Raw genomic sequence first — 26,851 nt, 5'->3', positions numbered from 1 at the left:
AGGATTAACAACGCTGTTTATGAGTCTGTTGTTTTGTTTTTATTCAAGATTGATTCAAGCTTGTTAGGTAAAATCTTTACACTTATCTCATACTAAACCACTTGGGTGTTGTATGGTCAAGCCAAACGAGCAATTAGTATTGGTTAGCTACACATGTCACCATGCTTCCACACCCAACCTATCAACGTCGTAGTCTACAACGGCTCTTTAGGGAAATCTTATCTTGAGGTGGGCTTCCCGCTTAGATGCTTTCAGCGGTTATCCCATCCGAACGTAGCTACCCGGCGATGCTTCTGGCGAAACAACCGGAACACCAGAGGTTCGTCCACTCTGGTCCTCTCGTACTAGGAGCAGATCCTCTCAAATTTCCAACGCCCACGGTAGATAGGGACCGAACTGTCTCACGACGTTCTAAACCCAGCTCGCGTACCTCTTTAAATGGCGAACAGCCATACCCTTGGGACCTGCTTCAGCCCCAGGATGAGATGAGCCGACATCGAGGTGCCAAACACCGCCGTCGATATGAACTCTTGGGCGGTATCAGCCTGTTATCCCCAGAGTACCTTTTATCCGTTGAGCGATGGCCCTTCCATACAGAACCACCGGATCACTAAGACCTACTTTCGTACCTGCTCGACTTGTGGGTCTCGCAGTTAAGCGCGCTTTTGCCTTTATACTCTTTGAACGATTTCCGACCGTTCTGAGCGCACCTTCGTACTCCTCCGTTACTCTTTAGGAGGAGACCGCCCCAGTCAAACTACCCACCATACATTGTCCTTAGATCTGTTAATCTCAAGTTAGAACCCCAACATAACCAGGGTGGTATTTCAAGGATGGCTCCATGGCAACTGGCGTCGCCACTTCAAAGCCTCCCACCTATCCTACACAAGTTAGGTCAAAGTTCAATGTAAAGCTGTAGTAAAGGTTCACGGGGTCTTTCCGTCTAGCCGCGGGTACACAGCATCTTCACTGCGATTTCGATTTCACTGAGTCTCTGCTGGAGACAGCGCTGCCATCATTATGCCATTCGTGCAGGTCGGAACTTACCCGACAAGGAATTTCGCTACCTTAGGACCGTTATAGTTACGGCCGCCGTTTACTGGGGCTTCGATCAAGAGCTTCGCATACGCTAACCCCATCAATTAACCTTCCAGCACCGGGCAGGCATCACACCCTATACGTCCACTTTCGTGTTTGCAGAGTGCTGTGTTTTTAATAAACAGTTGCAGCAGCCTGGTATCTGCGACTGCCAACAGCTCAGGAAGCAAGTTCCATCACCATCGGCAGCGTACCTTCTCCCGAAGTTACGGTACCATTTTGCCTAGTTCCTTCAGCAGAGTTCTCTCAAGCGCCTTGGTATTCTCTACCTGACCACCTGTGTCGGTTTCGGGTACGATTTGTTTATGACTATCGCTTAGAAGCTTTTCCTGGAAGCAGGGTATTTGCCACTTCGCCAGTAAACTGGCTTGCTATCAGATCTCAGTAATAGTCTAGCGGATTTGCCTACTAAACCTACCTACATCCTTCCACCTGGACAACCAACGCCAGGCTGACATAACCTTCTCCGTCCCTCCATCGCATCATAAACAAGTATCGGAATATTAACCGATTTCCCATCGACTACGCCTTTCGGCCTCGCCTTAGGGGTCGACTCACCCAGCCCCGATTAACGTTGGACTGGAACCCTTGGTCTTCCGGCGAACGGGCTTTTCACCCGTTTTGTCGTTACTCACGTCAGCATTCGCTCTTGTGATACCTCCAGCATACCTTACGATACACCTTCACAGGCTTACACAACGCTCCCCTACCACTTAATTGAAACAATTAAATCCGCAGCTTCGGCTCCTAGTTTGAGCCCCGTTACATCTTCCGCGCAGGCCGACTCGACTAGTGAGCTATTACGCTTTCTTTAAATGATGGCTGCTTCTAAGCCAACATCCTAGCTGTCTGTGCCTTCCCACATCGTTTCCCACTTAACTAGGAATTTGGGGCCTTAGCTGGCGGTCTGGGTTGTTTCCCTCTTGACGACGGACGTTAGCACCCGCCGTCTGTCTCCCGGATATCACTCATCGGTATTCGGAGTTTGCATCGGTTTGGTAAGTCGGGATGACCCCCTAGCCGAAACAGTGCTCTACCCCCAATGGTGTTCGTCCGAGGCGCTACCTAAATAGCTTTCGGGGAGAACCAGCTATCACCGAGTTTGATTAGCCTTTCACCCCTATCCACAAGTCATCCCCTGGCTTTTCAACGACAGTGGGTTCGGTCCTCCGGTGCCTGTTACGGCACTTTCAACCTGCTCATGGATAGATCACTCGGTTTCGGGTCTATACCCTGCAACTTAATTCGCCCTATTAAGACTCGGTTTCCCTACGGCTCCCCTAAACGGTTAACCTTGCTACAGAATATAAGTCGCTGACCCATTATACAAAAGGTACGCCGTCACCCAACAAGTGGGCTCCGACTGCTTGTATGCACACGGTTTCAGGTTCTATTTCACTCCCCTAACAGGGGTTCTTTTCGCCTTTCCCTCACGGTACTGGTTCACTATCGGTCAGTCAGGAGTATTTAGCCTTGGAGGATGGTCCCCCCATCTTCAGACAAGATTTCACGTGTCTCGCCCTACTTAATATGTCGCATTTGCAGTTTCGCATACAGGACTATCACCTACTATGGTTGGCTTTCCCACGCCATTTTGCTACTACAAGTTTGATCGGCTACTCCCCGTTCGCTCGCCGCTACTTGGGGAATCTCTATTGATGTCTTTTCCTCGGGGTACTGAGATGTTTCACTTCTCCCGGTTCGCCTCCTAACCAAAGGTTAGGATAGCCAACTTATGTTGGCTGGGTTTCCCCATTCAGAAATCGCCGGGTCACAGGATATTGCCACCTCACCGACGCTTATCGCAGGCTATCACGTCTTTCATCGCCTCTGACTGCCAAGGCATCCACCATGTGCACTTCATTACTTGACCATACAACCCCAAAGGGTCTTTAATGTATGGGTAATGTGTAACGATTCACCTATGTTTACGCTTGATTCAGTTCTCTTTACTTTAGGTGATTGTATTGGGTACAATCACCATGGTTAATTATTTGTTGGAATTAAATAATTAACCCAGACTCATATATACGTTGTTAAATAGTGATATAAACTTCGTCAGTTTATAAAGTTAAAGCATAAATAAGAAATCTTATTTAAATTGCTTATGTATGCTTTTGATGTTTAATAATGGTGGAGTTAAGGAGAGTCGAACTCCTGACCTCCTGCGTGCAAGGCAGGCGCTCTACCAACTGAGCTATAACCCCATTTGTTAATGGTGGGTCTAATAAGACTTGAACTTATGACCCCCGCGTTATCAACACGGTGCTCTAACCAACTGAGCTATAGACCCGTTTTAAACATCTTACTAAAGAACAACTTGTTGTGAATTCTTGCCAATCAGATAATATCGTTAAGGAGGTGATCCAGCCGCAGGTTCCCCTACGGCTACCTTGTTACGACTTCACCCCAGTCATCGACCCCACCGTGGTGAGCGCCCTCTTGCGTTAGGCTACCCACTTCTGGTGAGATCAACTCCCATGGTGTGACGGGCGGTGTGTACAAGGCCCGGGAACGTATTCACCGCAGCATTCTGATCTGCGATTACTAGCGATTCCGACTTCATAGAGTCGAGTTGCAGACTCTAATCCGGACTACGATTGGCTTTTTGAGATTAGCATCACATCGCTGTGTAGCAACCCTTTGTACCAACCATTGTAGCACGTGTGTAGCCCTGGTCGTAAGGGCCATGATGACTTGACGTCGTCCCCGCCTTCCTCCAGTTTGTCACTGGCAGTATCCTTAGAGTTCCCGACCGAGTCGCTGGTAACTAAGGAAAAGGGTTGCGCTCGTTGCGGGACTTAACCCAACATCTCACGACACGAGCTGACGACAGCCATGCAGCACCTGTATGTAGATTCCCGAAGGCACTCCCGCATCTCTGCAGGATTCCTACTATGTCAAGACCAGGTAAGGTTCTTCGCGTTGCATCGAATTAAACCACATGCTCCACCGCTTGTGCGGGCCCCCGTCAATTCATTTGAGTTTTAACCTTGCGGCCGTACTCCCCAGGCGGTCTACTTATTGCGTTAACTGCGTCACTAAGTCTTTAAAAGACCCAACGACTGGTAGACATCGTTTACGGCGTGGACTACCAGGGTATCTAATCCTGTTTGCTACCCACGCTTTCGAACCTCAGTGTCAGTATGATGCCAGGAAGCTGCCTTCGCCATCGGTATTCCTCCAGATCTCTACGCATTTCACCGCTACACCTGGAATTCTACTTCCCTCTCACCTACTCTAGTCACCCAGTATCAGATGCAGTTCCCAGGTTAAGCCCGGGGCTTTCACATCTGACTTAAATGACCACCTACGCTCGCTTTACGCCCAGTAATTCCGATTAACGCTTGCACCCTCTGTATTACCGCGGCTGCTGGCACAGAGTTAGCCGGTGCTTATTCTGTAGGTAACGTCAGGGCTTGTGGGTATTAACCACAAGCTTTTCCTCCCCACTTAAAGTGCTTTACAACCAAAAGGCCTTCTTCACACACGCGGCATGGCTGGATCAGGCTTTCGCCCATTGTCCAATATTCCCCACTGCTGCCTCCCGTAGGAGTCTGGGCCGTGTCTCAGTCCCAGTGTGGCTGATCATCCTCTCAGACCAGCTACAGATCGTCGCCTTGGTAGGCCTTTACCCCACCAACTAGCTAATCCGACTTAGGCTCATCTATTAGCGAGAGCTAAAAGCCCCCTTTCTCTCGTAAGACGTATGCGGTATTAGCCATCCTTTCGGATGGTTATCCCCCACTAATAGGCAGATTCCTAAGCATTACTCACCCGTTCGCCACTAATCATATCTAGCAAGCTAGATAGTCATCGTTCGACTTGCATGTGTTAAGCCTGCCGCCAGCGTTCAATCTGAGCCATGATCAAACTCTTCAGTTTAATCTTTTTAAGATGCCTATTAAGTATCTTAGTAAACTAAGATAAGTTAGGACTTGGCTCATTTATTATATTACTAGCAAAATTTGATACTTAATGACTTAATTTATTAAATTAAGAAACAAGCATCCGCTCATCGTGTAAATGAATTAACTTTGAGTATTTTTGTCTTAATAACTAATAAATGAATATTTATATATTATTTATTGAATTATCTTGTATTGACAAAAATCCACACAAGTTGTTCTTTAGTTTGGATTTTAAATAGTGTATTCGTCTGTCGTCCAGCGAATGAGTGCGTATTATACGCTTTTAAAATTTAATGTCAAGCGTTTTTTTCAAAATTTTTAAAGTTTTTTTGAGATTTGTTAATTCTCGTCTCAAATTCTTTAACTTATTGAATTTAAACAAGTTTTTTATGACTTGCTGTGCTTGAGTGGTGCGTATTATAGGGGGAGGAATGAGGTTGGTCAAGGGGGAATTTAAGAAAAAGTTTAGAAAGTTTGTAAGTGGTTGATTTGGTGGGGGATTTTTATTTATCTTTATTTATAAGTTTACTACCCCCTCTTCTGCGGCCTTCTTATCTACTATTATACATATAATAAAAGCCGTGCATTTCGCACGGCTTTTGTCTATTGTATATTGAGTATCAATTTAGCCTTTGATGCGTTTCACTTTAGAGACTTTGCAGCCTTTATAAGCTGTATTGGCTGATAGGTCTTGAATCACTACATCAGACTTATGATAATTACCCAACGTTCGTGCATCTGAACTGATCTACTAGCTTTCTTCATCTTCAAAGGACATACCTGCGACATCAGATCGGTCTATGTTGATCGGCAGGAAGCAAGTCTTACCCTAGGTTAGCCTCGGCATATGTTGAAGTTTTTGCGTATTAAAGCCATAAGTCAACTTGGTTGTTCCGCCTGTGGTGCATTTAGAAGTTACTTGACTAACTTTAACTGCGGTTTTGTCGGCGGTGGTAGCCTGTATATGCGCAGCGACAGACAGTCCGATGCCTAGAGCGAATAGTGGTGCTATTAATTTTAATGTTTTCATTATTATTCTCTTATTGCTTGGTTAATGAAATATGAATCACATTAATCCATGAGTAAATTATAGCCAAGCATCAAAATGATCATATGTTGCTATTTTTGAGAATAAGTTGTGTTTATCAAATTATCGACATATTTTATTGCATTTAGTTTAAGTCGTTACAAATTTCTCAAACTCTGCTATTCTATATTGTATTTTTTGACTAAGAACATTATGAATTTTGATGATTTTGAATTGCAAAATGAAGAAGCGCCGTATTTTATTGGCATGATGAGCGGCACAAGTCTCGATGCGCTTGATGCTGTATTATGCCGATTTGACGATGAAAAGCCTGTTGTTATTGCCAGCCACGGCGTTGATTTTCCCCATGATCTAAAAGCTGCGCTACTTGCCTTAACTGCGCCGAATGGCACGGATGACTATATTAAGGATAATGAGCTAAGCTTTGAAAGTGAGCTTGATGTCTTTGGCTGGGCGAGTGTGTTTTATGGTGAGTTATGCGCTCAAGCTGTGTTAGAGCTGCTGGATAAATCAGGCATTAGTAGCGAAGAAGTATGCGCCATCGGCTGTCATGGGCAAACTGTGCGCCATCGCCCACATTGGCGATTTAGCTTACAGCTGCTCGACCCCAATGTACTGACTGAGCGTACTGGCATCACGGTTGTTAGTGATTTTCGCCGCCGCGACATGGCTGTGGGCGGACAGGGCGCCCCGCTTGCGCCAGCATTTCACGAAGCCATCTTTAATGATTTTGATGACAAACGCACCAAAGCCGTTCTGAATCTGGGTGGTATCGCCAACATCACATTGCTATCTGATGGTCAACGCGAGGTCATTGGCTTTGACACAGGCTGTGCCAATCTTCTGCTAGATGGCTGGACTAAACGCCATACCGGTGCTGATTTTGACAAAGATGGTGCGTGGGCTAAGTCTGGGAAAATCATCACATCTTTATTAGAGCAGCTATTAAGCCACCCTTTCTTCAAAAAACCTTACCCAAAAAGCACGGGCCGTGAAGAGTTTAACTTAGAATGGCTGGATACAGAATTAACCAAGTTCAGTACGCAGCATAACAGTGAGTACACACCACAAGATGTACAAGCGACTCTCATCGATCTGACTGCTGTAAGCGTCGCTGATGCATTAACTCAAGTCTCAGCCGATGACGGTGAATTATTCGTCTGCGGTGGCGGCGCGTTAAATGACTACCTCATGACGCGTCTATCACATCATCTGCCTGCTTGGCAAGTTCAATCAACTGACACACTTGGTGTTCCGCCGACATTAGTAGAGAGCTTGGCTTTTGCTTGGCTTGCTCGTCAGACCATGCTATCACAAGTAGGTAACTTACCAAGCGTTACAGGGGCGGATAGATCGGTCGTACTAGGGCAAGTGTGCTTTCCTTAAATAAATCCGCCCACAAAAACCGCAAATCAATGCGGTTTTGTTATTGAAATAAATTATTCAGCTTCAAAAGATACTTCGGCAGGAACACCGTGAATATTCTTATAAGCGAATGTCGCTACATCGCCTTTTTGATGCCATTCACCGCCATGGCCTAAGATGCCATTTTGTGAAACATGGCGCTCGCCTGATCCAGCAGTATCTAGCATCAGCGTCGTGGTTGTGCCTCTAACATCAACTGGGCTTGGTTTTCATTAATATAAGTCAGCTTTGGCGTCATGCCATTTGCACAGATGAAGTTCGAAGAATGTACTTGATAAGTGCTTGAAGTTGGTACTTTAACATCGCTGACATTATTAGTGGCACAACCTGCCAATGCCAAGGCAACAACTAAAATTACTGGCATCATGATTTTGATGGGAAATCCCCAAAAATAAAACAAAGTTAAAATTTATGGTATGTTATGAATTAATCATAAGCAAAAATCATAATAAGCACACGTGGTAAATTATATATTTTGTGTTTATAAGATATACATAATCGCCATAGCTTGCAGGCAAAGCAACACAAATCAAGAAAAATACAGTTGTAAACTTTTCATCCTGAAAAAATCATGTTAAGATAGCTTAATTTGTAACAAAAAATAAATGTGCGCTCGCACGAATTGACGGATGATACCATGACTCAAAAACCCATTCACCATCAAAGACCAGACCATGAACGCGTTGTCATTACAGGCATGGGCGCAATTACACCTGTAGGTAACGACCTTGCAACCATTTGGGAGAATTTAACCAATGGCAAAAGCGGCATTACCAAGATTGAGAGTTTTGGTAATGACATTGATGTAGCTGAATTTCGCTCACAAATCGCAGGTCTTGTTAAAGATTTCGATGCCAAAAACTACCTAAACCCAAAAGAAGTTCGTCGCTATGATGAATTCGTGCATTATGCGCAAGTGGCAGCCGCACAAGCTCTACATCACGCAGGTCTGATTGATGACATCAAAGGCGACAGTTTGCCGATTAATGTCGATGGTGAACGATTTGGCGTGGTGATGGGTTCAGGCATTGGCGGCATCGGAACCATTGAGAGCAGTCGAGACACCTTAAAGGCCCATGGCGCAAAGAAAGTCTCGCCGTTCATCATCCCAGGCGCCATCGTGAACATGCCTGCAGGTCTAATCGCCATCCGTCATGGTTTAAAAGGCGCAAACCTATCCACAGCCACAGCCTGCACCACATCGACTCACGCCATCGGACTTGGTGCTCGACTCATCGCTTATGGCGACCTGGATGCGGTACTAGTCGGAGGTAGCGAGAAAGCGTCTACACCGCTGGGCATGTCAGGCTTTGGCGCGATGCATGCCCTATCGACACGCAATGATGAACCCACACGTGCAAGCCGCCCCTTCGATACAGATCGTGACGGCTTCGTTCTGGGTGATGGTGCTGGCGCTCTGGTGCTTGAAAGCTTAGCTCACGCCAAAGCTCGTGGCGCAACCATCTTGGCTGAATTGGTAGGATTTGGCATGAGTGATGACGCAAGTCACATCACTGCCCCGCCAGAAGATGGTGAAGGTGCGCGCCGCGCGATACAAAATGCGCTACGTGATGCAGGTCTAGATGCCGACCAAGTCGGCTACGTCAACGCACATGGCACAAGCACACCAGCAGGCGATGTCGCTGAGAGCTGTGCGATTCAGAGTTTATTCGGTGATGACATTCTGGTGAGCTCAACCAAGTCAATGACAGGCCACCTACTGGGCGCAGCGGGAGCGATCGAAGCGATCTTCACTGTGCTCGCTCTACAGAACCAAACGCTACCCCCAACCATCAACCTAGACAACCCTGATGAGCGTTGCACGCTAGACTACATCGCTCATACCGCCCGTAAGGTGGATAATGTTAATTATGCCATCTCGAACAGCTTTGGTTTTGGTGGTACGAATGGCAGCTTGGTATTTGGTCGTTGGCAAGACTAAACTAATCCCATTAAAAAGTACGCTTTGATAAGCGTGCTTTTTTGTTTCACGTGGAACATAATACATCAAAGATGGATTAGATTTGCCAATTGATAAAATTAGATAGCAATTGTAATCCTGCTTCATGGCTTTTTTCAGGATGGAACTGAGTGATGAACAGATTATCCTTAATGACGCTCGCACAGAACTCCACACCATAATCACACGTCGCCACGATGATGCCGTCATTGCGCGCATCTGTCATGTCGGGCTTACAGTAATAGCTGTGGGTAAAATAAAAATGCTTATTCGCGCAGCCCAGCCATAGCATATGATCGGTGTCAGTCTTCACCACGTTCCAACCAACATGCGGGATCTTGATGGGCTGATTATTATCTACCCAAGATTCATCGAAACGCTCTACAACACCTGCAATCTCGCTCAGACATTCTACTCGACCACCTTCGGTAGAATAGTCGAACATCGCCTGCATGCCAACACAGATTGCCATCACAGGCTTGTCCTTTAAGGCTTGCTTGACAGCGACATCCACGCCTGCCGCTCTCATGTGGTGCATCGCATCACCGATCGCGCCAACACCTGGCAGCAGCACCTTGTCAGCAGCAGCGACTTTATCAGGCTCATTGGTGATGATGACGTCAGCACCGACGGTTTTTAGGGCATTGGCGACAGAATATAAATTGCCGACGCCATAATCCAATAATGCAATTTTCATAATACAATCAAAACCTTATAGTACATTCTTCGTCGATGGTAGCACACCGCCTGCGCGCTCATCGATCTCACACGCCATACGCAGTGCTCGCGCCAACGCCTTAAATACACTCTCAATCTGATGGTGGCTGTTTTTGCCTTTTAGGTTGTCGATGTGCAGCGTGATGGCAGCATTATTCACCAGTCCATAAAAGAATTCGCTGAACAAATCCACATCAAGCTTACCCACATATGCGCGCGTAAATGGCACGTCCATGTGAAGGCTTGGGCGACCTGAGATGTCCACCACCACACGGCTTAGGCTCTCATCAAGCGGCGCATAAAAATGCCCATAACGGCGGATGCCTTTTTTGTCGCCAAGTGCAATCTTTAGCGCCTGACCAAGCGCAATACCAACATCTTCAACACTGTGATGATCATCAATGTGCGTATCGCCCGTACATTTGATCTCAAGGTCGAACAGTCCATGACGTGTAATCTGCTCAAGCATATGATCCAAAAATGGCACACCTGTGTCAAGCTTGCTGATGCCAGTGCCATCAATATTAATAGAAACAAAAATCTGTGTCTCGGCAGTATTTCGGCTAATCTGTGCGATACGTGGGGCGGTCATGGCTTCTCCTTGGGTTTAGCGCAGCGATTCAAAGACAAAAACACCATTTTACACAAAATTTGGTTGCTTTTGGGGAAATTTTGGCAAAAAAGCCGCCCTATTTTGCATAAATTTTGCCATTAAAAGGGCTTTGAATTATAATGGTGATAAATTTAACAAAAGTATGAGAAATTTATGGCAATTTTACCAATTTTGCATTATCCAGATCCACGCCTGCGCACCGTCGCCAAAGAAGTGGAAGTGATTGACAACACCATCAAAACGCTCATCGAAGACATGTTCGAGACCATGTACGACGCTCGTGGCATCGGGCTGGCTGCCACCCAGGTGGACAGACATGTTCAGGTGGTGGTCATGGATCTAGCCAAAGAAGGTGAGGAGCCACAGCCTAAAGTATATATCAATCCTAAGGTAACACCACTAACCGAAGAGCTGGCACCTTACCAAGAAGGCTGTCTGTCCATTCCTGAGGTCTATGACACCGTGGAGCGTCCTGCTCGCGTGCGCATCGAGGCTAAAGATGAGAATGGGGAAGATTTTAGTGTGGAGGCGGATGGTCTTTTGGCGGTGTGCATTCAGCACGAATTAGACCACCTAAAAGGCATCGTATTCGTTGATTATCTATCACGTCTCAAACAAGACCGCGCCCGCGATAAAGTGCGCAAAGTCATCGCCAAAAAAGGCTAAAACACGCCAAATAAAAACCCCCAAGCTCATCACTTGGGGTTTTTGTTACTCGTCCATCTCACCTAAGAAGCCGCCAGACTGTCTCGCCCACAGGTGCGCGTACACACCACCTTTGATGATGAGCTCATCATGGCTGCCGATCTCACTGATCTGACCTTTGTCCATGACCACAAGCTTGTCAAGACTTGCGATGGTAGATAGACGGTGTGCGATGGCGATGACCGTCTTACCAGACATCATGTCATCTAGGCTTTGGGTGATGGCGAATTCCACTTCACTGTCTAGTGCAGAAGTTGCCTCATCAAGCAGTAGAATTGGCGCATTTTTTAGCATGACGCGCGCGATGGCGATACGCTGACGCTGACCACCTGAGAGCTTCACACCACGTTCACCCACCTGCGTATCAAGTCCCACATTACCATACTTATCCTGCAATGTCTGAATAAAATCCCACGCATGTGCGGCTTTGGCAGCGGCGATGATCTCTTCATCTGTGGCGTTCGGCTTGCCATAAGCGATGTTCTCACGCACGGTACGATGTAGCAGCGCAGTATCTTGAGTGACCATGCCGATGTTTTGGCGAAGAGAGTTCTGAGTTACGCGCTTAATGTCCTGACCATCGATACAGATTTTACCGCCATCAACATCATAAAACCTAAGCAGTAGATTCACAAGCGTAGATTTACCCGCACCACTTCGACCAACCAGACCAACTTTCTCGCCTGCTTTGATGGATAAATTAAACTGCTCTAACAGCTTGATTGGCGAATCTGATTTACCATAATTAAAAGACACATCATCAAAGACAATACTGCCTTCGGTCACGACAAGCTCAGTTGCATCCGCATCATCAACGATGGCGTGCTGTGTGGTCAGCGTGCTCATGCCATCTTGGACTGTGCCGATGTGCTCAAATAAACTTGCCATCTCCCACATGATCCATTGAATCATGCCTTTTAATCTAAGCGCGATGCCCGAGGCAATGGCGATCGCACCCACAGTAACCTCGCCTGCCATCCACAGATACACGCCAATCGCGGTACTACCAACGATCATGATGAGCGAGATGGTCTCGGTCGTCGTGCCCAACAGCGACACCCAGCGCATCTGTGCATGCACGGTCGTCATGAATTCACTCATGGCAGATTTGGCATAGCCAAGTTCACGGTTTGAGTGACTAAACAGCTTCACCGCACTGATGTTAGCATAAGCATCTGTCACACGACCTGTCATCAGTGCACGAGCATCGGCTTGATCACTGGCGGTTTTTCTAAGTCTTGGTAAGAAAAATTTCATCACCACCACAACCGTAATCAGCCACAGCCCAAACGGCACAAATAACCAAAAATCAAGCCCAAGCAAAATCACGCCACTGGTAATAAGATATGCCGACACAAAAGACACCATCTCCGCCATCGTCATGATCGTATCACGCACACCCAGCGCCGTTTGCATGACCTTAGCAGAGACACGTCCAGAAAACTCATCATGATAAAACTGCATCGACTGTCCCAGCATGTGCTTATGGAACCACCAACGAAGTCGCATTGGCAGAACGCCTTGAAGCACTTGAAAGCGAATCAAATTACCAAAAAATTCTGCAAAAATCGACAAGACACACAGACCCAAAATCATCATGATGGTCTGTCCTTTTTCTTGCCAAAGCGTGCTTGGTGTGTAGATGGTTAGCCAATCAACCACATCCCCCGCCCAAGCAAAGAGCAACGAACCAAACACCCCAAGCAGTACTGACAGCACAATACGAACAAAAATCCAACCACGCGCACCCTTGGTACATGCCCACAGGAACGACAACAATTTACCACGAGTCATCACAGGCATGGTACTGCTTGGATAAGGGTCAATCTTGCGTTCAAAATAAGAAAATAAAGACATGCTACTCACAATTATTATAAAAATTTGCTTATTATAGCAGATTTTGAGGGTGCTTTTTGATGGGTAAGGTTTTTGATACAGAATAAAAAACCACACCATGGGTGCGGTTTTTGATTGAATTTACAATGGATGATAGAGCTTGGCGCCTGTCTCGTGGTATTTTTGGCGCATCTCATCAAAGCCCGCCTGCTGTTCATATTCCAGACCTTTGGCGTACTCCCTAACGTTTTGCGTGATTTTCATGGAACAAAACTTCGGGCCACACATAGAACAAAAATGAGCCGATTTATGGGCTTTTTTTGGCATGGTCTCATCGTGCATTGCCCTTGCCGTGTCAGGGTCTAGGGCAAGGTTAAATTGGTCTTCCCAACGAAACTCAAACCGTGCCTTAGACAAGGCGTTATCACGCACTTGGGCGAGTGGGTGTCCTTTGGCAAGGTCGGCGGCGTGAGCGGCGATTTTGTAAGTGATGATACCGTCCTTTACGTCCTTTTTGTTGGGCAAACCCAAATGCTCCTTTGGCGTAACATAGCACAGCATTGCCGTACCATACCACCCAATCATCGCTGCCCCTATTGCACTTGTGATATGGTCATAGCCAGGGGCAATGTCAGTCGTCAAAGGCCCTAGCGTATAAAACGGAGCTTCGTGGCAATGCGTGAGTTGCATATCCATATTTTCTTTAATCATGTGCATCGGAACGTGCCCGGGTCCTTCTATCATCACTTGCACGTCATGCTCCCACGCACGTTTGGTCAGCTCGCCAAGCGTTTTTAATTCGCTAAATTGAGCTTCATCATTGGCATCTTGGATACAGCCCGGTCTTAGTCCATCGCCCAAACTAAACGCCACATCATAGGCTTTGGCAATTTCACAAATCTCATCAAAATGCTCATAAATAAAATTCTCCTTGTGATGAGTCAAGCACCACTGTGCCATGATTGACCCACCCCGAGAGACAATGCCCGTCAAGCGATTGGCGGTGAGTGGCACATAACGAAGTAGCACCCCTGCATGAATGGTAAAATAATCCACGCCCTGCTCTGCCTGCTCAATGAGCGTATCCTTAAAAATCTCCCACGTCAAATCCTCCGCCACACCATTTACCTTTTCCAAAGCCTGATAAATCGGCACCGTCCCAATCGGCACAGGGCTGTTGCGGATAATCCATTCTCGTGTTTCGTGGATATTTTTGCCTGTGGACAAATCCATAATCGTATCCGCCCCCCAACGTGTCGCCCACGTCATCTTCGCCACTTCTTCATCAATGGACGAGCCTAGGGCGGAGTTGCCGATATTGGCGTTAATTTTCACCAAAAAATTTCGCCCAATAATCATCGGCTCGCTCTCTGGGTGATTGATATTGCAAGGAATAATCGCTCGCCCTTCTGCCACTTCCTTACGCACAAATTCAGGGGTAATCTTACGCACTGTTTTCCCAAAATTTTGCCCCTGATGTTGGCGTAAATCCACGCCATCACGCTGCTTGCCATTTTCACGAATGGCGATGTACTCCATCTCAGGCGTGATAATGCCTTGTCTGGCGTAGTGCATTTGGGTAACGTTTTTGCCACGCTTGGCTCGTCTAGGTCTGGCAATGTGAGCAAAACGAATGTCCGCCGTGCGAATGTCGTTAAGCCGTGCCTTACCAAAATCCGATGTCAAACCGTCCAAAACATCCGTGTCATCACGCTCGGCAATCCACGCCTCACGCAGTTTAGGCAAGCCTTGATTTAGGTCAATGTGAACGCTCGGGTCGGTATAAACGCCTGATGTGTCATACACCAAAATCGGCTCGTTCTTCTCAAAACCATCCTGTTTGCCATGGCTAAGACCTATGGGCGTGTCGGTGAGCGTAATCTCACGAAACGGCACACGAATGTTGGCTTGTGAGCCTTGCACATAGACCTTTTTGGACGCAGGTAGAATGCGAGTTAAATCTTTGGCGTCTTGTTCACAACCTGCGAACTTGGCTTGCTCTACTTCGTCAAACTCACTCGTAGTACTATTTGTACAACTTGGCTCGTTTTTATCGTATATCCAGCCAACTTCTGTGGTTGTGGCATCTTGTGGGGAATGGGTGTGGGGTTGATTTGCGATTTGGCTCATCATAATATCCTTTTTAAATGGCTAATAAACAAATCAAGCCATCAAAAATCTTATGATGAAAAAGAATTATTGATATAAATCAATAATATACAGAATTCTTAAGATTTTGAAAACTTGATTTCCTACGGCGGTACGAACCGCATCAGGTTCAACGGATTTTGTGGCATAACCACAATCTCGGCAACTTTGGGTTGCACTCCGTCAAGTTGGTAACATTATAACACAGCTTTTATCCAAACAAAGCAAAACATTTTTTGGGCATTATCATAAAATATTTTCATACCTCATGAATGTCGCTTGTTATTCATTCAAGCGATTGTTATCATAAGCGATTGTTTATATCATTACTTTCAAGGACAGTCAGTTATGAAAGCAATCGTACTTGGCGGCGGCATCATTGGTGTAACGTCAGCGTATTATCTTGCTAAATTGGGCGTAGATGTCACCGTCATCGAACGCCAAAACGATGTCGCCGAAGAGACCAGCTTTGGCAACGCGGGTCAAATCTCCCCTGGTTATTCAACCCCTTGGGCAGCCCCAGGCATCCCACTAAAAGCCGCCAGATGGCTACTTCAAAAACACGCACCCTTTGCCATCAGTCCCGATGGATCCCTTTGGCAGGCGCAGTGGGCAGCCAAGATGTTCGCCAACTGTAATGCCGATCGCTACGCTCTTAACAAAGAACGCATGATGCGAGTCGCAGAATACAGCCGTGATTGCCTACAAAATCTGCGCCAAGAGACGGGAATTCAATACGAACACCGCACCAAAGGCACATTACAATTATTCCGAAAACAAGCTCAGCTGGATGTGGTGGGTCGTGACATCGAAGTTCTAAAAGAATGCGGCGTGGCTTACGAACTGCTTGGCAGAGATGAGCTAGCGCGAGTCGAACCTGCCCTAGCTCACGCCAAGGACAAACTTGTAGGCGGACTTCGACTGCCCAATGACGAAACGGGCGACTGTAATTTATTCACCAAAAGACTCGCCGCGCTCGCCAAAGATCTGGGCGTGAAGTTCTTATTTAATAAAACCGTGCAACAAATTCAGCATGATGGTAATGCCATCACAGGCGTTCTGGCTGATGGCGAGCTACTTACCGCTGATCATTATGTGCTGGCCTTTAGCAGCTACTCGCGTGACATTGCTAAGCCTTTAGGGCTTAATTTACCTGTTTATCCCGTCAAAGGCTATTCTCTGACTGTGCCCATTATCGATCCTGATAATGCGCCCGTCTCGACCGTGTTAGATGAGACCTTCAAGATTGCCATCACACGCTTTGATGATCGTATTCGTGTGGGCGGCATGGCAGAATTAAGCGGTTTTAATCTAAAGTTAAATCCCGCTCGCCGAGCCACGCTTGAGATGGTTACACGTGATTTATTCACAGGTGGCGACTTACCGAATGCGACTTTCTGGACGGGTCTTCGCCCCATGACACCAGACGGCACACCAATCATCGGAGAGACCAAATTCAACAATCTATTCATCAATACAGGGCATGGCACACTCGGCTGGACCATGGCGTGCGGTTCTGGGAAATTGATTGCGGACATCATCACCAAGCGCGCGCCAGACATCAGCCTTGACGGGTTGTCGTTGGCACGGTATCATTAATCATCCATCACCACTAAGGAATCATCATGGCTAACATCATCAAACTAGACAGTAACGACACCTTAAGCGAAATCGCCATCCATAATGGCGTGGTATATTTGGCAGGTCAAGTACCAGACAATGATGACTTGGATATTATTGGACAAACACGCGAAGTATTGAACAATATTGATAAGGCACTCGCCAAAGCTGGCACAGACAAGTCAAAACTACTCACCGCCCAAGTATTCATTAAAGACTTGAAAGATTTTGAGCAATTCAATGATGAATATGCAGCATGGATGGCAGGGATCACACCGCCAACTCGTGCAACAGTACAAGCAAACCTAGTCAACCCAAACTGGCTTGTAGAAATTGTTGTCACTGCTGCCATTTGATAAATAATGAAATTCTGATTGTTTCCGTGGGGAAGTGCAATGAATAACATCACAACCCCCTTCTTATTCACCATGTGCGATCTAGCAATTTCTTTTTCACCCCAATCATCAATCATAACATAATCTGAATTTATCACATGGCCAAAACTTATTAGTAAATTCATGGCATGGAATTTAAATGACATTGTGTTTTATATGAAATACCGATTAACACATCATCTCGCCTGCTTTCTTAAAGCAACTTGACAGTCAAAATCCTTAATGATAACATATAATAATTATCATTCAAATTAGGGATAACTCATGAAAATCAAAAAAAAGCATTCTGACTGGCTGCTTGACTACTGCTCTTTTATTTGGATCAAATATCTCACTAGCAAAAGTTCCAAATGATGCCTCTTTACTCAAGTTAGTAAAAATAGTTAATGCAGAACAAAATATTCAAGAAGGAATGAAATTTGGTTTTATCAATTCATTTACGCAGAACAATCTAAACAACCCCATGTTTCGAAGCTTGTCAGAAGACAAGCAGGCACAGCTTGAAGCCCTGACACAAGAATTTGCCGAAAAAGTTTGGGCGGAAGTTGATACCAGTGCTCTACCACAACAAGTGGTAGACAATTATTTACTGATTGCCAAGAAGTATTATAATCAAGAAGAAGTGGATGCCTTAATCAAATTTTATGACACGCCACTTGGCCAAAGCATCATTGCGAAAGAGGTTCACATTGCATCACAATTACTTAATAATGTGATGGCAGATTTTTTGAATGATAAAGAATTGATTCAACTGATAGAGCAAGGGGTGATAAAAAATTCAGCCGAATTTGAAAGTCGTTTACAAGAAATTTTACAGCAATAACACCCCAAACAATAAATCCCCTAGATGTCTTGATAGGGGATTTATTTTAGCCGTTTATCACTCCCACTCAATGGTCGCAGGTGGCTTACTCGATACGTCATAGACCACACGAGATACGTCACGAATCTCATTCATTATGCGAGTTGAGATTTTGTCCACCAGATCATATGGTAGATGAGCAAAGCGAGCAGTCATAAAGTCCACTGTCTCAACCGCACGCAAGGCAATCACCCACGCATAACGGCGACCATCGCCCACCACACCAACTGATTTTACAGGTTGGAACACTGCAAAGGCTTGGGCGGTCTTATCATACCAACCAGATGCGCGCAGCTCCTGCATGAAGATATCATCTGCCACACGCAAGATATCGGCATATTCTTTCTTGACTTCGCCCAAGATACGCACGCCTAGACCTGGACCTGGGAATGGATGACGATAGATCATGTGATGCGGGATACCAAGCGCGACGCCAAGTTTGCGCACCTCATCCTTAAACAAATCACGCAGCGGCTCAACCAATTCAAATGCCAAATCTTCAGGCAAGCCACCCACATTGTGGTGTGACTTAATGACGTGCGCTTTGCCTTGCTTGCTTGCTGCTGACTCAATCACGTCAGGATAGATGGTGCCTTGGGCTAAGAATTTTACACCGTCTAATTTACGAGCTTCTTCAGAGAACACTTCGATGAATTCGCGTCCAATGATCTTGCGCTTAGCCTCTGGATCGGTAACACCTGCTAGTGCGCCCAAAAAACGATCCTCGCTGTCGGCGCGAATCACACGAATGCCCATATTCTCAGCGAACATTTGCATGACTTGATCGCCTTCGTTCAGACGAAGCAGACCATTGTCCACAAATACACAGGTCAGCTGATCGCCAATCGCCTTGTGCAGTAGTGCTGCCACCACTGAGCTGTCAACACCGCCAGACAGGCCTAGTAGTACTTTTTCATCGCCGATCTGCTCTTTTAGTTGGGCGATACGCATCTCAATGATATTCTCAGAGTTCCATGCGTTGCCACAGCCACAGATGTTATGTACGAAGTTAGAAATAAACTCAACGCCTTTTTCTGTATGGGTGACCTCTGGGTGGAATTGCACACCATAAAAACCACGTGTTTCATCACTGGCAGAGGCATATGGGCAGCTTGGCGTGCTCGATGTGGTCACAAAGCCCTCAGGCAGACGCGATACTTTGTCGCCATGGCTCATCCATACTTGTGATTGGTTATTGGCATCTGAGATGTCATTTAGCAGTTTGTCATTCTGAACGATGTCAATTTTGGCATAACCAAACTCATGCACATCACCAGCTTCGACCTTACCGCCCAGCTGTTCTGCCATCGTCTGAAAACCATAACACACACCAAGCACAGGTACACCCAATTCAAATACCGCTTTTGGTGCGCGTGGACTGCCTTCTTGATGAACGCTCTCAGGGCCGCCAGATAGGATGATACCTTTAGGATTAAAGGCGCGAATGTCTTCATCAGACATATCAAAAGCATACATCTCAGAATATACGCCTGCTTCACGTACACGGCGCGCGATAAGCTGACTGTACTGCGAACCAAAATCAAGGATTAAAATACGGTCTTGGGTAATGTTGGTCATGGCTATTCCAGTTAAAAAACCAATAAAATAAACGCAATTAAGCGCAAAAACAAAAAGAGTTAAAGCAGGGCTGAGCCTGCTTTTATTTAAGTATCGATGTCTGCGTTGAGCGCATTTTCTTCAATAAAGATACGACGCGGCTCAACTTCATCACCCATCAGACAGTTGAACAGGTGGTCGGCAGCGATGGCATCCTCAATAGTAATTTTAAGCATGCGACGATTCTCTGGATCCATTGTCGTCTCCCACAGCTGATCAGCGTTCATCTCGCCTAATCCCTTATAGCGCTGAACCGTCATGCCACGGCGTGCATCATTCATCATATAAGTCCACAGATGATGAAAATCCTTAATCGCCATGTCTTTGTCGCCACGGCGCAAGAATGCATCCGCGCCTAAGATGGTATTCCACTCGCCAGAGAGTTTAAGCAGACGAGCGTATTCTGATGATCTTAGGAACATGGCATCTAATGTATAATACTGAGGCAAGCGATGCACAAAAATCGTCACGCGTGGTAACCATTGCTGCTTACCCGCTTCATCGCCGCCAGTTATTTCAACAAGCTCAACCTTGGGCGATAGATGCTCTGCCAGCTCGTTCAGCTTAGCTTGCAATGAATCTGCCCAAGCCTGCAAAGCCGCCTTATCATGAAATTCTGCATCAAACTTTGGAATGAAAGTCAGCGCATCCAGCAGCTCAGAAGGGTATTTATTCTGAAGGCGAGACTTGATGCCCTGTGATTGGTTGTAATCATTAAGCAGTTTTTCAAGCGCAACCCCAGTTACTGCGGGTGCATCTTTGTGTAAGAACAGCTGATTTTCATCAATGGTCGATGACAGCAGATAGGATTTGAGCGCTTCATCGTCTTTTAGGTATAATTCGTGCTTGCCTTTTTTGACTTTATAAAGCGGTGGCTGTGCGATATAGATGTGACCACGCTCGATAAGTTCTGGCATTTGACGGAAAAAGAAAGTCAAAAGCAGTGTACGAATGTGAGAGCCATCAACATCGGCATCAGTCATGATGATGATCTTGTGGTAACGAAGTTTATCCGCATTGTATTCATCTGCGCCAATGCCCGTGCCAAGCGCCGTGATCAGTGTGCCGACCTCAGCGCTCGATAACATCTTATCAAAGCGAGCGCGCTCAACATTTAGAATTTTACCTTTTAGCGGCAAGATTGCTTGCATCTTACGATTACGTCCCTGCTTAGCAGAACCGCCCGCAGAGTCACCCTCGACAATATAAAGTTCTGACAGAGCAGGGTCTTTTTCTTGGCAGTCTGCCAACTTACCCGGCAGACCTGCGATGTCTAGTGAAGTCTTGCGGCGTGTCATTTCACGTGCTTTACGAGCAGCTTCACGAGCACGCGCAGCATCGATGATCTTGCCTGCGATCGACTTGGCAGCACCTGGATTCTCTAGCAAATATTCGTTGAGACGCTCATGCATGGTGGTCTCTACCGCACTTTTTACTTCGCTAGATACCAGCTTATCCTTAGTCTGTGAGCTAAATTTCGGATCAGGAACTTTCACTGAGACAATGGCAACCAAGCCCTCGCGAGCATCATCACCCGTGACTTGTACTTTTTCTTTTTTGCCAATATTTTCAGATTCCATGTAGTGGTTTAAGCAGCGAGTTAGTGCCGAACGGAATCCTGATAAATGCGTACCGCCGTCTTTTTGGGGGATGTTATTGGTGAAACACAGCACTTTTTCGTTATAGCTGTCTGACCACTGTAGGGCAACTTCCACACCGATACCATCTGAACCTTGGGCGGTAAAATGAAAAATGTCGTTTAAGGTTTGCTTACCTTCATTGATGAAAGTAACGAACTCGGACAGACCGCCTTTGTGTTCAAAGACTTGTACGCGATCATCACGCTCGTCGGTTAGGACGATGCGCACACCAGAGTTTAGGAAAGATAATTCACGCAAACGCTTAGCAAGGATGTCGTAATCAAAAATCGTCCCGCTAAAAATCTCAGGACTTGGATAGAATCTGACCTGCGTTCCTGTCTTGTCAGTCTCGCCCAAGCGTTTTAGTTCAAAGTCAGGCACGCCATCGGTATAATCTTGGGTGTGTTCATAGCCATCACGCCAGATGTTCAAGGTTAGTTTCTTAGACAGCGCATTAACGACCGACACACCCACGCCATGCAGGCCGCCCGATACTTTATAAGAATTGTCGTCGAATTTACCGCCAGCATGAAGCACCGTCATGATGACCTGCGCGGCTGATACGCCTTCTTCTGGGTGGATATCTACAGGGATGCCACGTCCGTTATCCATGACCGAGACCGATTCGTCTTCGTGGATGATGATGTTAATCTCATCACAATGACCTGCCAGCGCTTCGTCAATGGCATTATCCACGACCTCAAACACCATGTGGTGCAAGCCCGTGCCATCATCGGTATCACCGATATACATACCAGGACGTACGCGAACCGCTTCAAGTCCACGCAAAACTCGGATATTTTTTGAGCTGTATTCGCTATTTTGGTTATCAACGGATTCGTCGTGTTGCGCCTGCTCAGTCATGAAACTTCCTTAGAACTTGCGCACAACTAAGAATTTAATGCGCAATTAATTGATAAAATTACACATTATTATAGCATTTTTTTTATAAAAAGTCATAAATTTAAACATGAAAACGCCCATCAAATCAATATTTTAGTGAGCTGATGACAGCGGTTCAGCAACTTTTCCTTGTTCCACGTGAAACACTTTTAAGGCATCGTTATTATTATTCAAAACAGTCATTTTTTGTTGTATTTTGCCAATGGTGTCTGTCTGCAAACTTGAGATGAATAATTGGCATGGCAACACCAAAAGTGTATCAAGCAAAATATCAATCGCTCTATCATCAAGCTCAGCGTCCAAGTCATCAATCAACACCACAGGTTCGATGTCAGGCAGCCTAGCGCACATCATCCGTAACTGCGAGAGTCTAAGTGCGGTAATCAGTAGTTTTTTCTCACCGCGTGATAGAACGTTCACCGCCTGTTCTCTTAACTTATCGCCGTTGTCATTGATATTCTTCAAGGATGCCACAACATCCGCACGATGCGCGCCAACACGGGTATAGCCCAGCTCTTTGTCCTGCGATAAGCGATTTTGTAGTACTTCAAATAAGCCTGCTTGGGTATCAAAGCCAGCACTATAGCTCAAAGTTATCTGACCTTCATAAGCAGGTAATAGACGCGCAAGCATCTCATCAAACAACACCTGCCACTCATTAAACACCACCAAGCGATAATGATGCAACGCCTTTGCATGAATGGCCAGCTGATGATCCCATGCGCTGACTTCATGCAGGGTAAGAGATGATGATTTTAAAAGCGCATTACGTTGTTTTAGCAGCCTTTGATAAGCCAACCACTGCGGATAAAAATCAGGTTCCACGTGAAACGATAGCCAATCCAACAGCTGACGGCGCACTCCGCTGCCTTCTTCTAGCAGTGCCATACTGGTCGGATCTATCAATAAAGTAGGTAATGCAAAAGACAGAGCGCTTTGGCTAGGGACGGTGCTGTTATTGAGCTTTAAAGTTGTGGTGGCAAGATTTGCTGCATCAAGCTGTTTTTGAATAGCCAGCGTCTGATTGTGAGTCCTTGCCCAGACAGTACAGGTCTTGGCATGATGTGTGATGTAACGCTTAGGTTCATGATGGCGAAAGCTTTTACCCCGAGAAAGCAAAAACACCGCCTCAAGAAGCGATGTTTTGCCACTGCCGTTTTTACCAATAAAAAGATTGCACTGCTGCAATTCTAACGATGCTTGCTGTATATTGCGTAGGGCATGAATGCGTAATTCTTGAATCATTTACACACGCATCGGCATCACGACGTATTGATGATTCATCTCATCGCCCACTTGGTAGATGAGTGCAGGTTTCACCGCCTCAGTCATCTCGATACGCACATCACCATTTAGTACCCGCAATACCGCACGCAGATAGGCTTCATTGAACGATACTTCAAGCGGCTCACCTTCATAACTTACCGCCAAGTTCTCTTCTGCCTCATCTTGTTCACGCTGATTGCGAACATTGACCTGAACCCTGTCCGATTCTTTAAAATCAAACAACACGCCAGGCGCTTCTTTGCTGTTCAACACAGACAGGCGGCGCAGCACTTCTACCGCTTCATCTTTATTAAAGATTGCAGCTTTATCGTAGCTTGGTGGCAGTACACGGCGATAATCAGGGAACTTACCTTCAATTAGGCGCGCGACCATACCAACTTGCATGCCTTTATAGTCACTCTCGTCGCCAAAGCCTAATGACAACTGTAAAAATTCATCATCAAAACCGAGCGCGACCACATCATCTTCTGAAGATCTAACAAGCTCGCCTAACAGACGCTCAAGCTCGGCCACGGCCTTACCTGGGATAATCACACGACGATCATCATAACTGGCGTCTAGAGCACGATGAGCCACTGCCAAGCGATGCCCATCGGTCGCCACGGCGGTAAGCTTGTCACCATTGATCTCAAACAACATGCCTGTTAGATAATGACGAACGTCTTGGGTTGCCATGGCAAAGCGCGTATGACTGATCAAATCATACAAAGTGCCACGACTGATGTTCAATGCTGCAGCAACACTTGGCGCGCCGATACTTGGAAAATCCTTAGCAGGTAGGGTCTTTAGAGTATAACGCCCTTTGCCGCTCACAATAAAACAGCGCGTCTCATCAGCATCCAAAGACACCATCTCATCTGAGAGCGCTTTACAAATAACGAATAATTTCTCAGCTGGCAGGGTTGTCTCGCCGGTCTGTTGGCATGCGCCTGCTGGCAGTGCAATCGTCGCAGTCAGCTCCACCTCTAAGTCAGATGCCACCAAGGTTAGCACATCTTGATCCAATACAAACTTAATATTAGCTAAGATAGGTCCAATGCGGTGATGTTTATCAGCAGCTTTGGCAACCAGGCTGATGGCGTTTATTAATACATCGCGTTTTATGGTTAATTTCATTGTTATAATCCTGTCATTTCATGTGCTTATGGTACTTGCTTTTTTTGGCAAACACAAGTTATTCAATCAAAAATTATCACTCGAATTCCAATGTTGCTTTTAAGGCTTGATAAGCCTTATCCACCTTAACATCTGTCGCTCTTAGCTCTTCAATTGCCTTACATGCGTGCATGACTGTGGTGTGGTCACGACCCCCGAAAAACTGCCCGATCTCAGGGAAGCTGTCTTGAGTTAATTCGCGAATCAACGCCATGGCCATCTGGCGCGGTCTTGCGATGTTACGCGCGCGTTTTTTACTCATCAAATCTTTGGCAGAGATACCATAATACTGAGCCACCAAGTCACGAATGTTATCAGCGTTGACCGCACGGGCGCGAGCTTCAATGTGGTCTTTGATGGCATGGCGAACAAGTGACAGAGTCACAGGCTCTCCAGACATGACAAAATTAGCATGCACCTGATTGAGCGCGCCTTCTAGACGGCGTACATCTGGCGCAACGTTCTGCGCGATGAACAGCGCACATTCTTTTGGCAAATCCATGCCAAGAACGCTCGCCTTTTTCTCCAAAATCTGTACGCGCATGTCAATGTCAGGCGGCTCAATCAATACATTCAGACCGCTTGAAAAACGCGATTTAAATCGCTCATCAAAATTATTAAGCTGGGCCGGCTGTCTGTCAGAAGCCAAGATGATGCGATTTTTTTTGTTTTTGCTAAAATCACTAAAAATCGTTAAGAGTAAATCGGAGATGTGCGGCGCACTTTTACCATTAATCAAATGAATATCGTCAATAATTAACAGATCCGCTTTGCAGATTTTTTTAACCAACTGATCAACTTTTCTGTCGCGAAACGCGTCTTTGGTGATGCGAAAGAAATGATCTTTGGTCATATAGCAGAACCTTGATCCTGCTTTTTGATAGCGATGCGCCACGGCATGCATAAGATGCGTTTTACCCAAGCCTGACGACCCATACAAAAACACCAAAGGATAAGCGCTGTCACCGCCTTTTTTACCCAGATCGTAACAAGCATTATAAGCAAAGGCATTGGATTTACCCTTCACAAAGGCATCAAAAGTGTAGTTATCTTCAAGTTGCTCGCTTTCTTCAATTTGAGTATTGGTTTTGGCTTTTTTTGTGACTGTTTTTTCACTTTTTGGCTTAACATCGATCACCTTGGGCGTCTCAAGACGCACGCCTTCAATCCCTGCTGGCGCATGTTTTTTTACCAACAGCTCAATCTTATCGATGTAGTTGTCCTTAATGTGCGTGATAAAGTATTGGTTAATCGCAGAGAGCACCAGCACATCGCCATCAACACTCGCTTGTATAGGTGACAACCAACGCAAAAAGTCCGCCTCTGAAACTTCAAAAGACAGCTCTTTTAAACATTCTTGCCAAAAATCAGCAGAAGGGCTTGGCGCGCTCATAGGCACCAACTCATCTTCATCAAACAGTGACATGCTGGATCAACCTTTAATGGCTTACTTAAATAATATTAAACTATCATTTAAGTAAAATTTTATGTAGTTAAATTAATTATTTTTTTAATTTTAATTGAACAAATGGAAAATCCTTCCATCTTTTCAAATGTGTGGGAATATTAGCACAAAAATTTAAAATTTCAAAGCAAATTTTTCTGTGGATAACTTTATGGAAAATCCTGTGGATAACTTAAAAATTAAACTTATTCACATTCTTTAAACATTTAATTAACATATTTTTCCACAATTTAAGTTTATGATTTTTATATTTTTTTATGAGTTTTCCACATAAATTTTATCGCATTATATCTACTATGTTTATATTTATAATATAATAATTGACTCCGATTAAATCTGTGGATAACTTTTAAAGCCCTACTAAAATCAAACCTTTTACGGTTAACTATTCTATCAAAAGATTAGATTCAAATAAACTTCTATTATCTGCCATAGAACAAGTCTTT

Annotated in this window: 18 protein-coding genes, 2 tRNA genes, 2 rRNA genes and 1 riboswitch; of the genes, 6 read left to right on the top strand and 16 right to left on the bottom strand. The window is 45.7% G+C overall.

Features of this window, described 5'->3' with window-relative positions:
- Positions 1–112: 112 nt before the first annotated feature.
- The 5 genes from AAX10_RS00105 to AAX10_RS00085 form a co-directional block, all read right to left on the bottom strand.
- Positions 113–2,971 (bottom strand): 23S ribosomal RNA (locus AAX10_RS00105).
- Positions 2,972–3,229: 258 nt separating this feature from the next.
- Positions 3,230–3,305: transfer RNA gene (locus AAX10_RS00100), tRNA-Ala, on the bottom strand.
- Between the two features lie 9 nt (positions 3,306–3,314).
- Positions 3,315–3,391, bottom strand: a tRNA-Ile gene (locus tag AAX10_RS00095).
- A gap of 61 nt (positions 3,392–3,452) precedes the next feature.
- A 16S ribosomal RNA gene (locus AAX10_RS00090) occupies positions 3,453–4,983 on the bottom strand.
- Together the 16S and 23S rRNA genes with 2 tRNA genes alongside form the textbook arrangement of a ribosomal RNA operon.
- Before the next feature lie 855 nt (positions 4,984–5,838).
- Positions 5,839–6,039 carry a hypothetical protein gene (locus tag AAX10_RS00085; RefSeq protein WP_036363739.1) on the bottom strand — a complete coding sequence of 67 codons (201 nt, stop codon included), beginning with the start codon at positions 6,037–6,039 and terminating at the stop codon, positions 5,839–5,841.
- Positions 6,040–6,249: 210 nt separating this feature from the next.
- Between AAX10_RS00085 and AAX10_RS00080 the strand changes: the two genes are divergently transcribed.
- Positions 6,250–7,443, top strand: coding sequence for an anhydro-N-acetylmuramic acid kinase (locus AAX10_RS00080; protein ID WP_046699508.1), 1,194 nt, complete (start codon positions 6,250–6,252; stop codon positions 7,441–7,443).
- Positions 7,444–7,496: 53 nt separating this feature from the next.
- On the opposite strand, the gene AAX10_RS10005 is transcribed toward AAX10_RS00080, so the two are convergent.
- Both AAX10_RS10005 and AAX10_RS00075 read right to left on the bottom strand, forming a co-directional pair.
- Entirely contained in the window at positions 7,497–7,649 is a 153-nt protein-coding gene (locus tag AAX10_RS10005; RefSeq protein ID WP_155399837.1) for a hypothetical protein, read from the bottom strand.
- On the bottom strand, positions 7,649–7,846 hold the full coding sequence (locus AAX10_RS00075) for a hypothetical protein (RefSeq protein WP_149038812.1): 198 nt from the start codon (positions 7,844–7,846) through the stop codon (positions 7,649–7,651). Before AAX10_RS00075 ends, AAX10_RS10005 begins: the two co-directional genes overlap by 1 nt.
- A gap of 273 nt (positions 7,847–8,119) precedes the next feature.
- Between AAX10_RS00075 and fabF the strand changes: the two genes are divergently transcribed.
- Entirely contained in the window at positions 8,120–9,424 is a 1,305-nt protein-coding gene (gene fabF / locus AAX10_RS00070; RefSeq protein ID WP_036363743.1) for a beta-ketoacyl-ACP synthase II, read from the top strand.
- A 76-nt stretch (positions 9,425–9,500) separates the two neighbouring features.
- Here the strand turns inward: fabF and hisH are convergent, their stop codons facing one another.
- Both hisH and hisB read right to left on the bottom strand, forming a co-directional pair.
- Positions 9,501–10,139, bottom strand: coding sequence for an imidazole glycerol phosphate synthase subunit HisH (gene hisH / locus AAX10_RS00065; RefSeq protein WP_187648936.1), 639 nt, complete (start codon positions 10,137–10,139; stop codon positions 9,501–9,503).
- Positions 10,140–10,154: 15 nt separating this feature from the next.
- The gene (gene hisB, locus AAX10_RS00060) at positions 10,155–10,751 is read right to left on the bottom strand and encodes an imidazoleglycerol-phosphate dehydratase HisB (protein WP_036363747.1); all 597 of its coding nucleotides are present in this window, start codon (positions 10,749–10,751) and stop codon (positions 10,155–10,157) included.
- A gap of 174 nt (positions 10,752–10,925) precedes the next feature.
- On the opposite strand from hisB, the gene def reads away from it, so the two are divergent.
- Positions 10,926–11,438 (top strand): peptide deformylase, encoded by a 513-nt coding sequence (gene def / locus AAX10_RS00055; RefSeq protein WP_036363750.1) that lies wholly within the window; start codon positions 10,926–10,928, stop codon positions 11,436–11,438.
- 45 nt (positions 11,439–11,483) lie between these two features.
- On the opposite strand, the gene AAX10_RS00050 is transcribed toward def, so the two are convergent.
- Positions 11,484–13,334 carry an ABC transporter ATP-binding protein gene (locus AAX10_RS00050; RefSeq protein ID WP_036363908.1) on the bottom strand — a complete coding sequence of 617 codons (1,851 nt, stop codon included), beginning with the start codon at positions 13,332–13,334 and terminating at the stop codon, positions 11,484–11,486.
- A 120-nt stretch (positions 13,335–13,454) separates the two neighbouring features.
- Positions 13,455–15,449, bottom strand: a complete 1,995-nt coding sequence (gene thiC / locus AAX10_RS00045) for a phosphomethylpyrimidine synthase ThiC (protein WP_226997825.1) — start codon at positions 15,447–15,449, stop codon at positions 13,455–13,457.
- A 95-nt stretch (positions 15,450–15,544) separates the two neighbouring features.
- Positions 15,545–15,654, bottom strand: a riboswitch (TPP riboswitch).
- A 155-nt stretch (positions 15,655–15,809) separates the two neighbouring features.
- Here thiC and AAX10_RS00040 point away from each other — a divergent pair.
- The 3 genes from AAX10_RS00040 to AAX10_RS00030 all read left to right on the top strand — a co-directional run bounded on the left by AAX10_RS00040 (position 15,810) and on the right by AAX10_RS00030 (position 18,299).
- A complete protein-coding gene (locus tag AAX10_RS00040) occupies positions 15,810–17,060 on the top strand; it encodes a D-amino acid dehydrogenase (protein ID WP_046699507.1) in 1,251 nt (416 codons plus the stop codon).
- Between the two features lie 26 nt (positions 17,061–17,086).
- Positions 17,087–17,437 (top strand): RidA family protein, encoded by a 351-nt coding sequence (locus AAX10_RS00035; RefSeq protein ID WP_046699506.1) that lies wholly within the window; start codon positions 17,087–17,089, stop codon positions 17,435–17,437.
- A gap of 337 nt (positions 17,438–17,774) precedes the next feature.
- Positions 17,775–18,299, top strand: a complete 525-nt coding sequence (locus AAX10_RS00030) for a DUF2059 domain-containing protein (RefSeq protein ID WP_149038811.1) — start codon at positions 17,775–17,777, stop codon at positions 18,297–18,299.
- Positions 18,300–18,356: 57 nt separating this feature from the next.
- Here AAX10_RS00030 and guaA read toward each other — a convergent pair whose 3' ends face one another.
- The 5 genes from guaA to dnaA all read right to left on the bottom strand — a co-directional run bounded on the left by guaA (position 18,357) and on the right by dnaA (position 26,366).
- Positions 18,357–19,916 carry a glutamine-hydrolyzing GMP synthase gene (gene guaA / locus AAX10_RS00025; RefSeq protein WP_046699505.1) on the bottom strand — a complete coding sequence of 520 codons (1,560 nt, stop codon included), beginning with the start codon at positions 19,914–19,916 and terminating at the stop codon, positions 18,357–18,359.
- 86 nt (positions 19,917–20,002) lie between these two features.
- Positions 20,003–22,459, bottom strand: coding sequence for a DNA topoisomerase (ATP-hydrolyzing) subunit B (gene gyrB, locus AAX10_RS00020; protein WP_046697632.1), 2,457 nt, complete (start codon positions 22,457–22,459; stop codon positions 20,003–20,005).
- A 132-nt stretch (positions 22,460–22,591) separates the two neighbouring features.
- A complete protein-coding gene (gene recF, locus AAX10_RS00015; RefSeq protein WP_046699504.1) occupies positions 22,592–23,743 on the bottom strand; it encodes a DNA replication/repair protein RecF in 1,152 nt (383 codons plus the stop codon).
- On the bottom strand, positions 23,744–24,901 hold the full coding sequence (dnaN, locus tag AAX10_RS00010; RefSeq protein ID WP_046699503.1) for a DNA polymerase III subunit beta: 1,158 nt from the start codon (positions 24,899–24,901) through the stop codon (positions 23,744–23,746).
- A 76-nt stretch (positions 24,902–24,977) separates the two neighbouring features.
- Positions 24,978–26,366, bottom strand: a complete 1,389-nt coding sequence (dnaA, locus tag AAX10_RS00005) for a chromosomal replication initiator protein DnaA (protein ID WP_036363774.1) — start codon at positions 26,364–26,366, stop codon at positions 24,978–24,980.
- Positions 26,367–26,851: the final 485 nt, after the last annotated feature.

Source organism: Moraxella bovoculi, from assembly GCF_000988745.2.
GTDB lineage: Bacteria > Pseudomonadota > Gammaproteobacteria > Pseudomonadales > Moraxellaceae > Moraxella > Moraxella bovoculi.
This window is presented reverse-complemented; position numbering and strand designations above follow the sequence as displayed.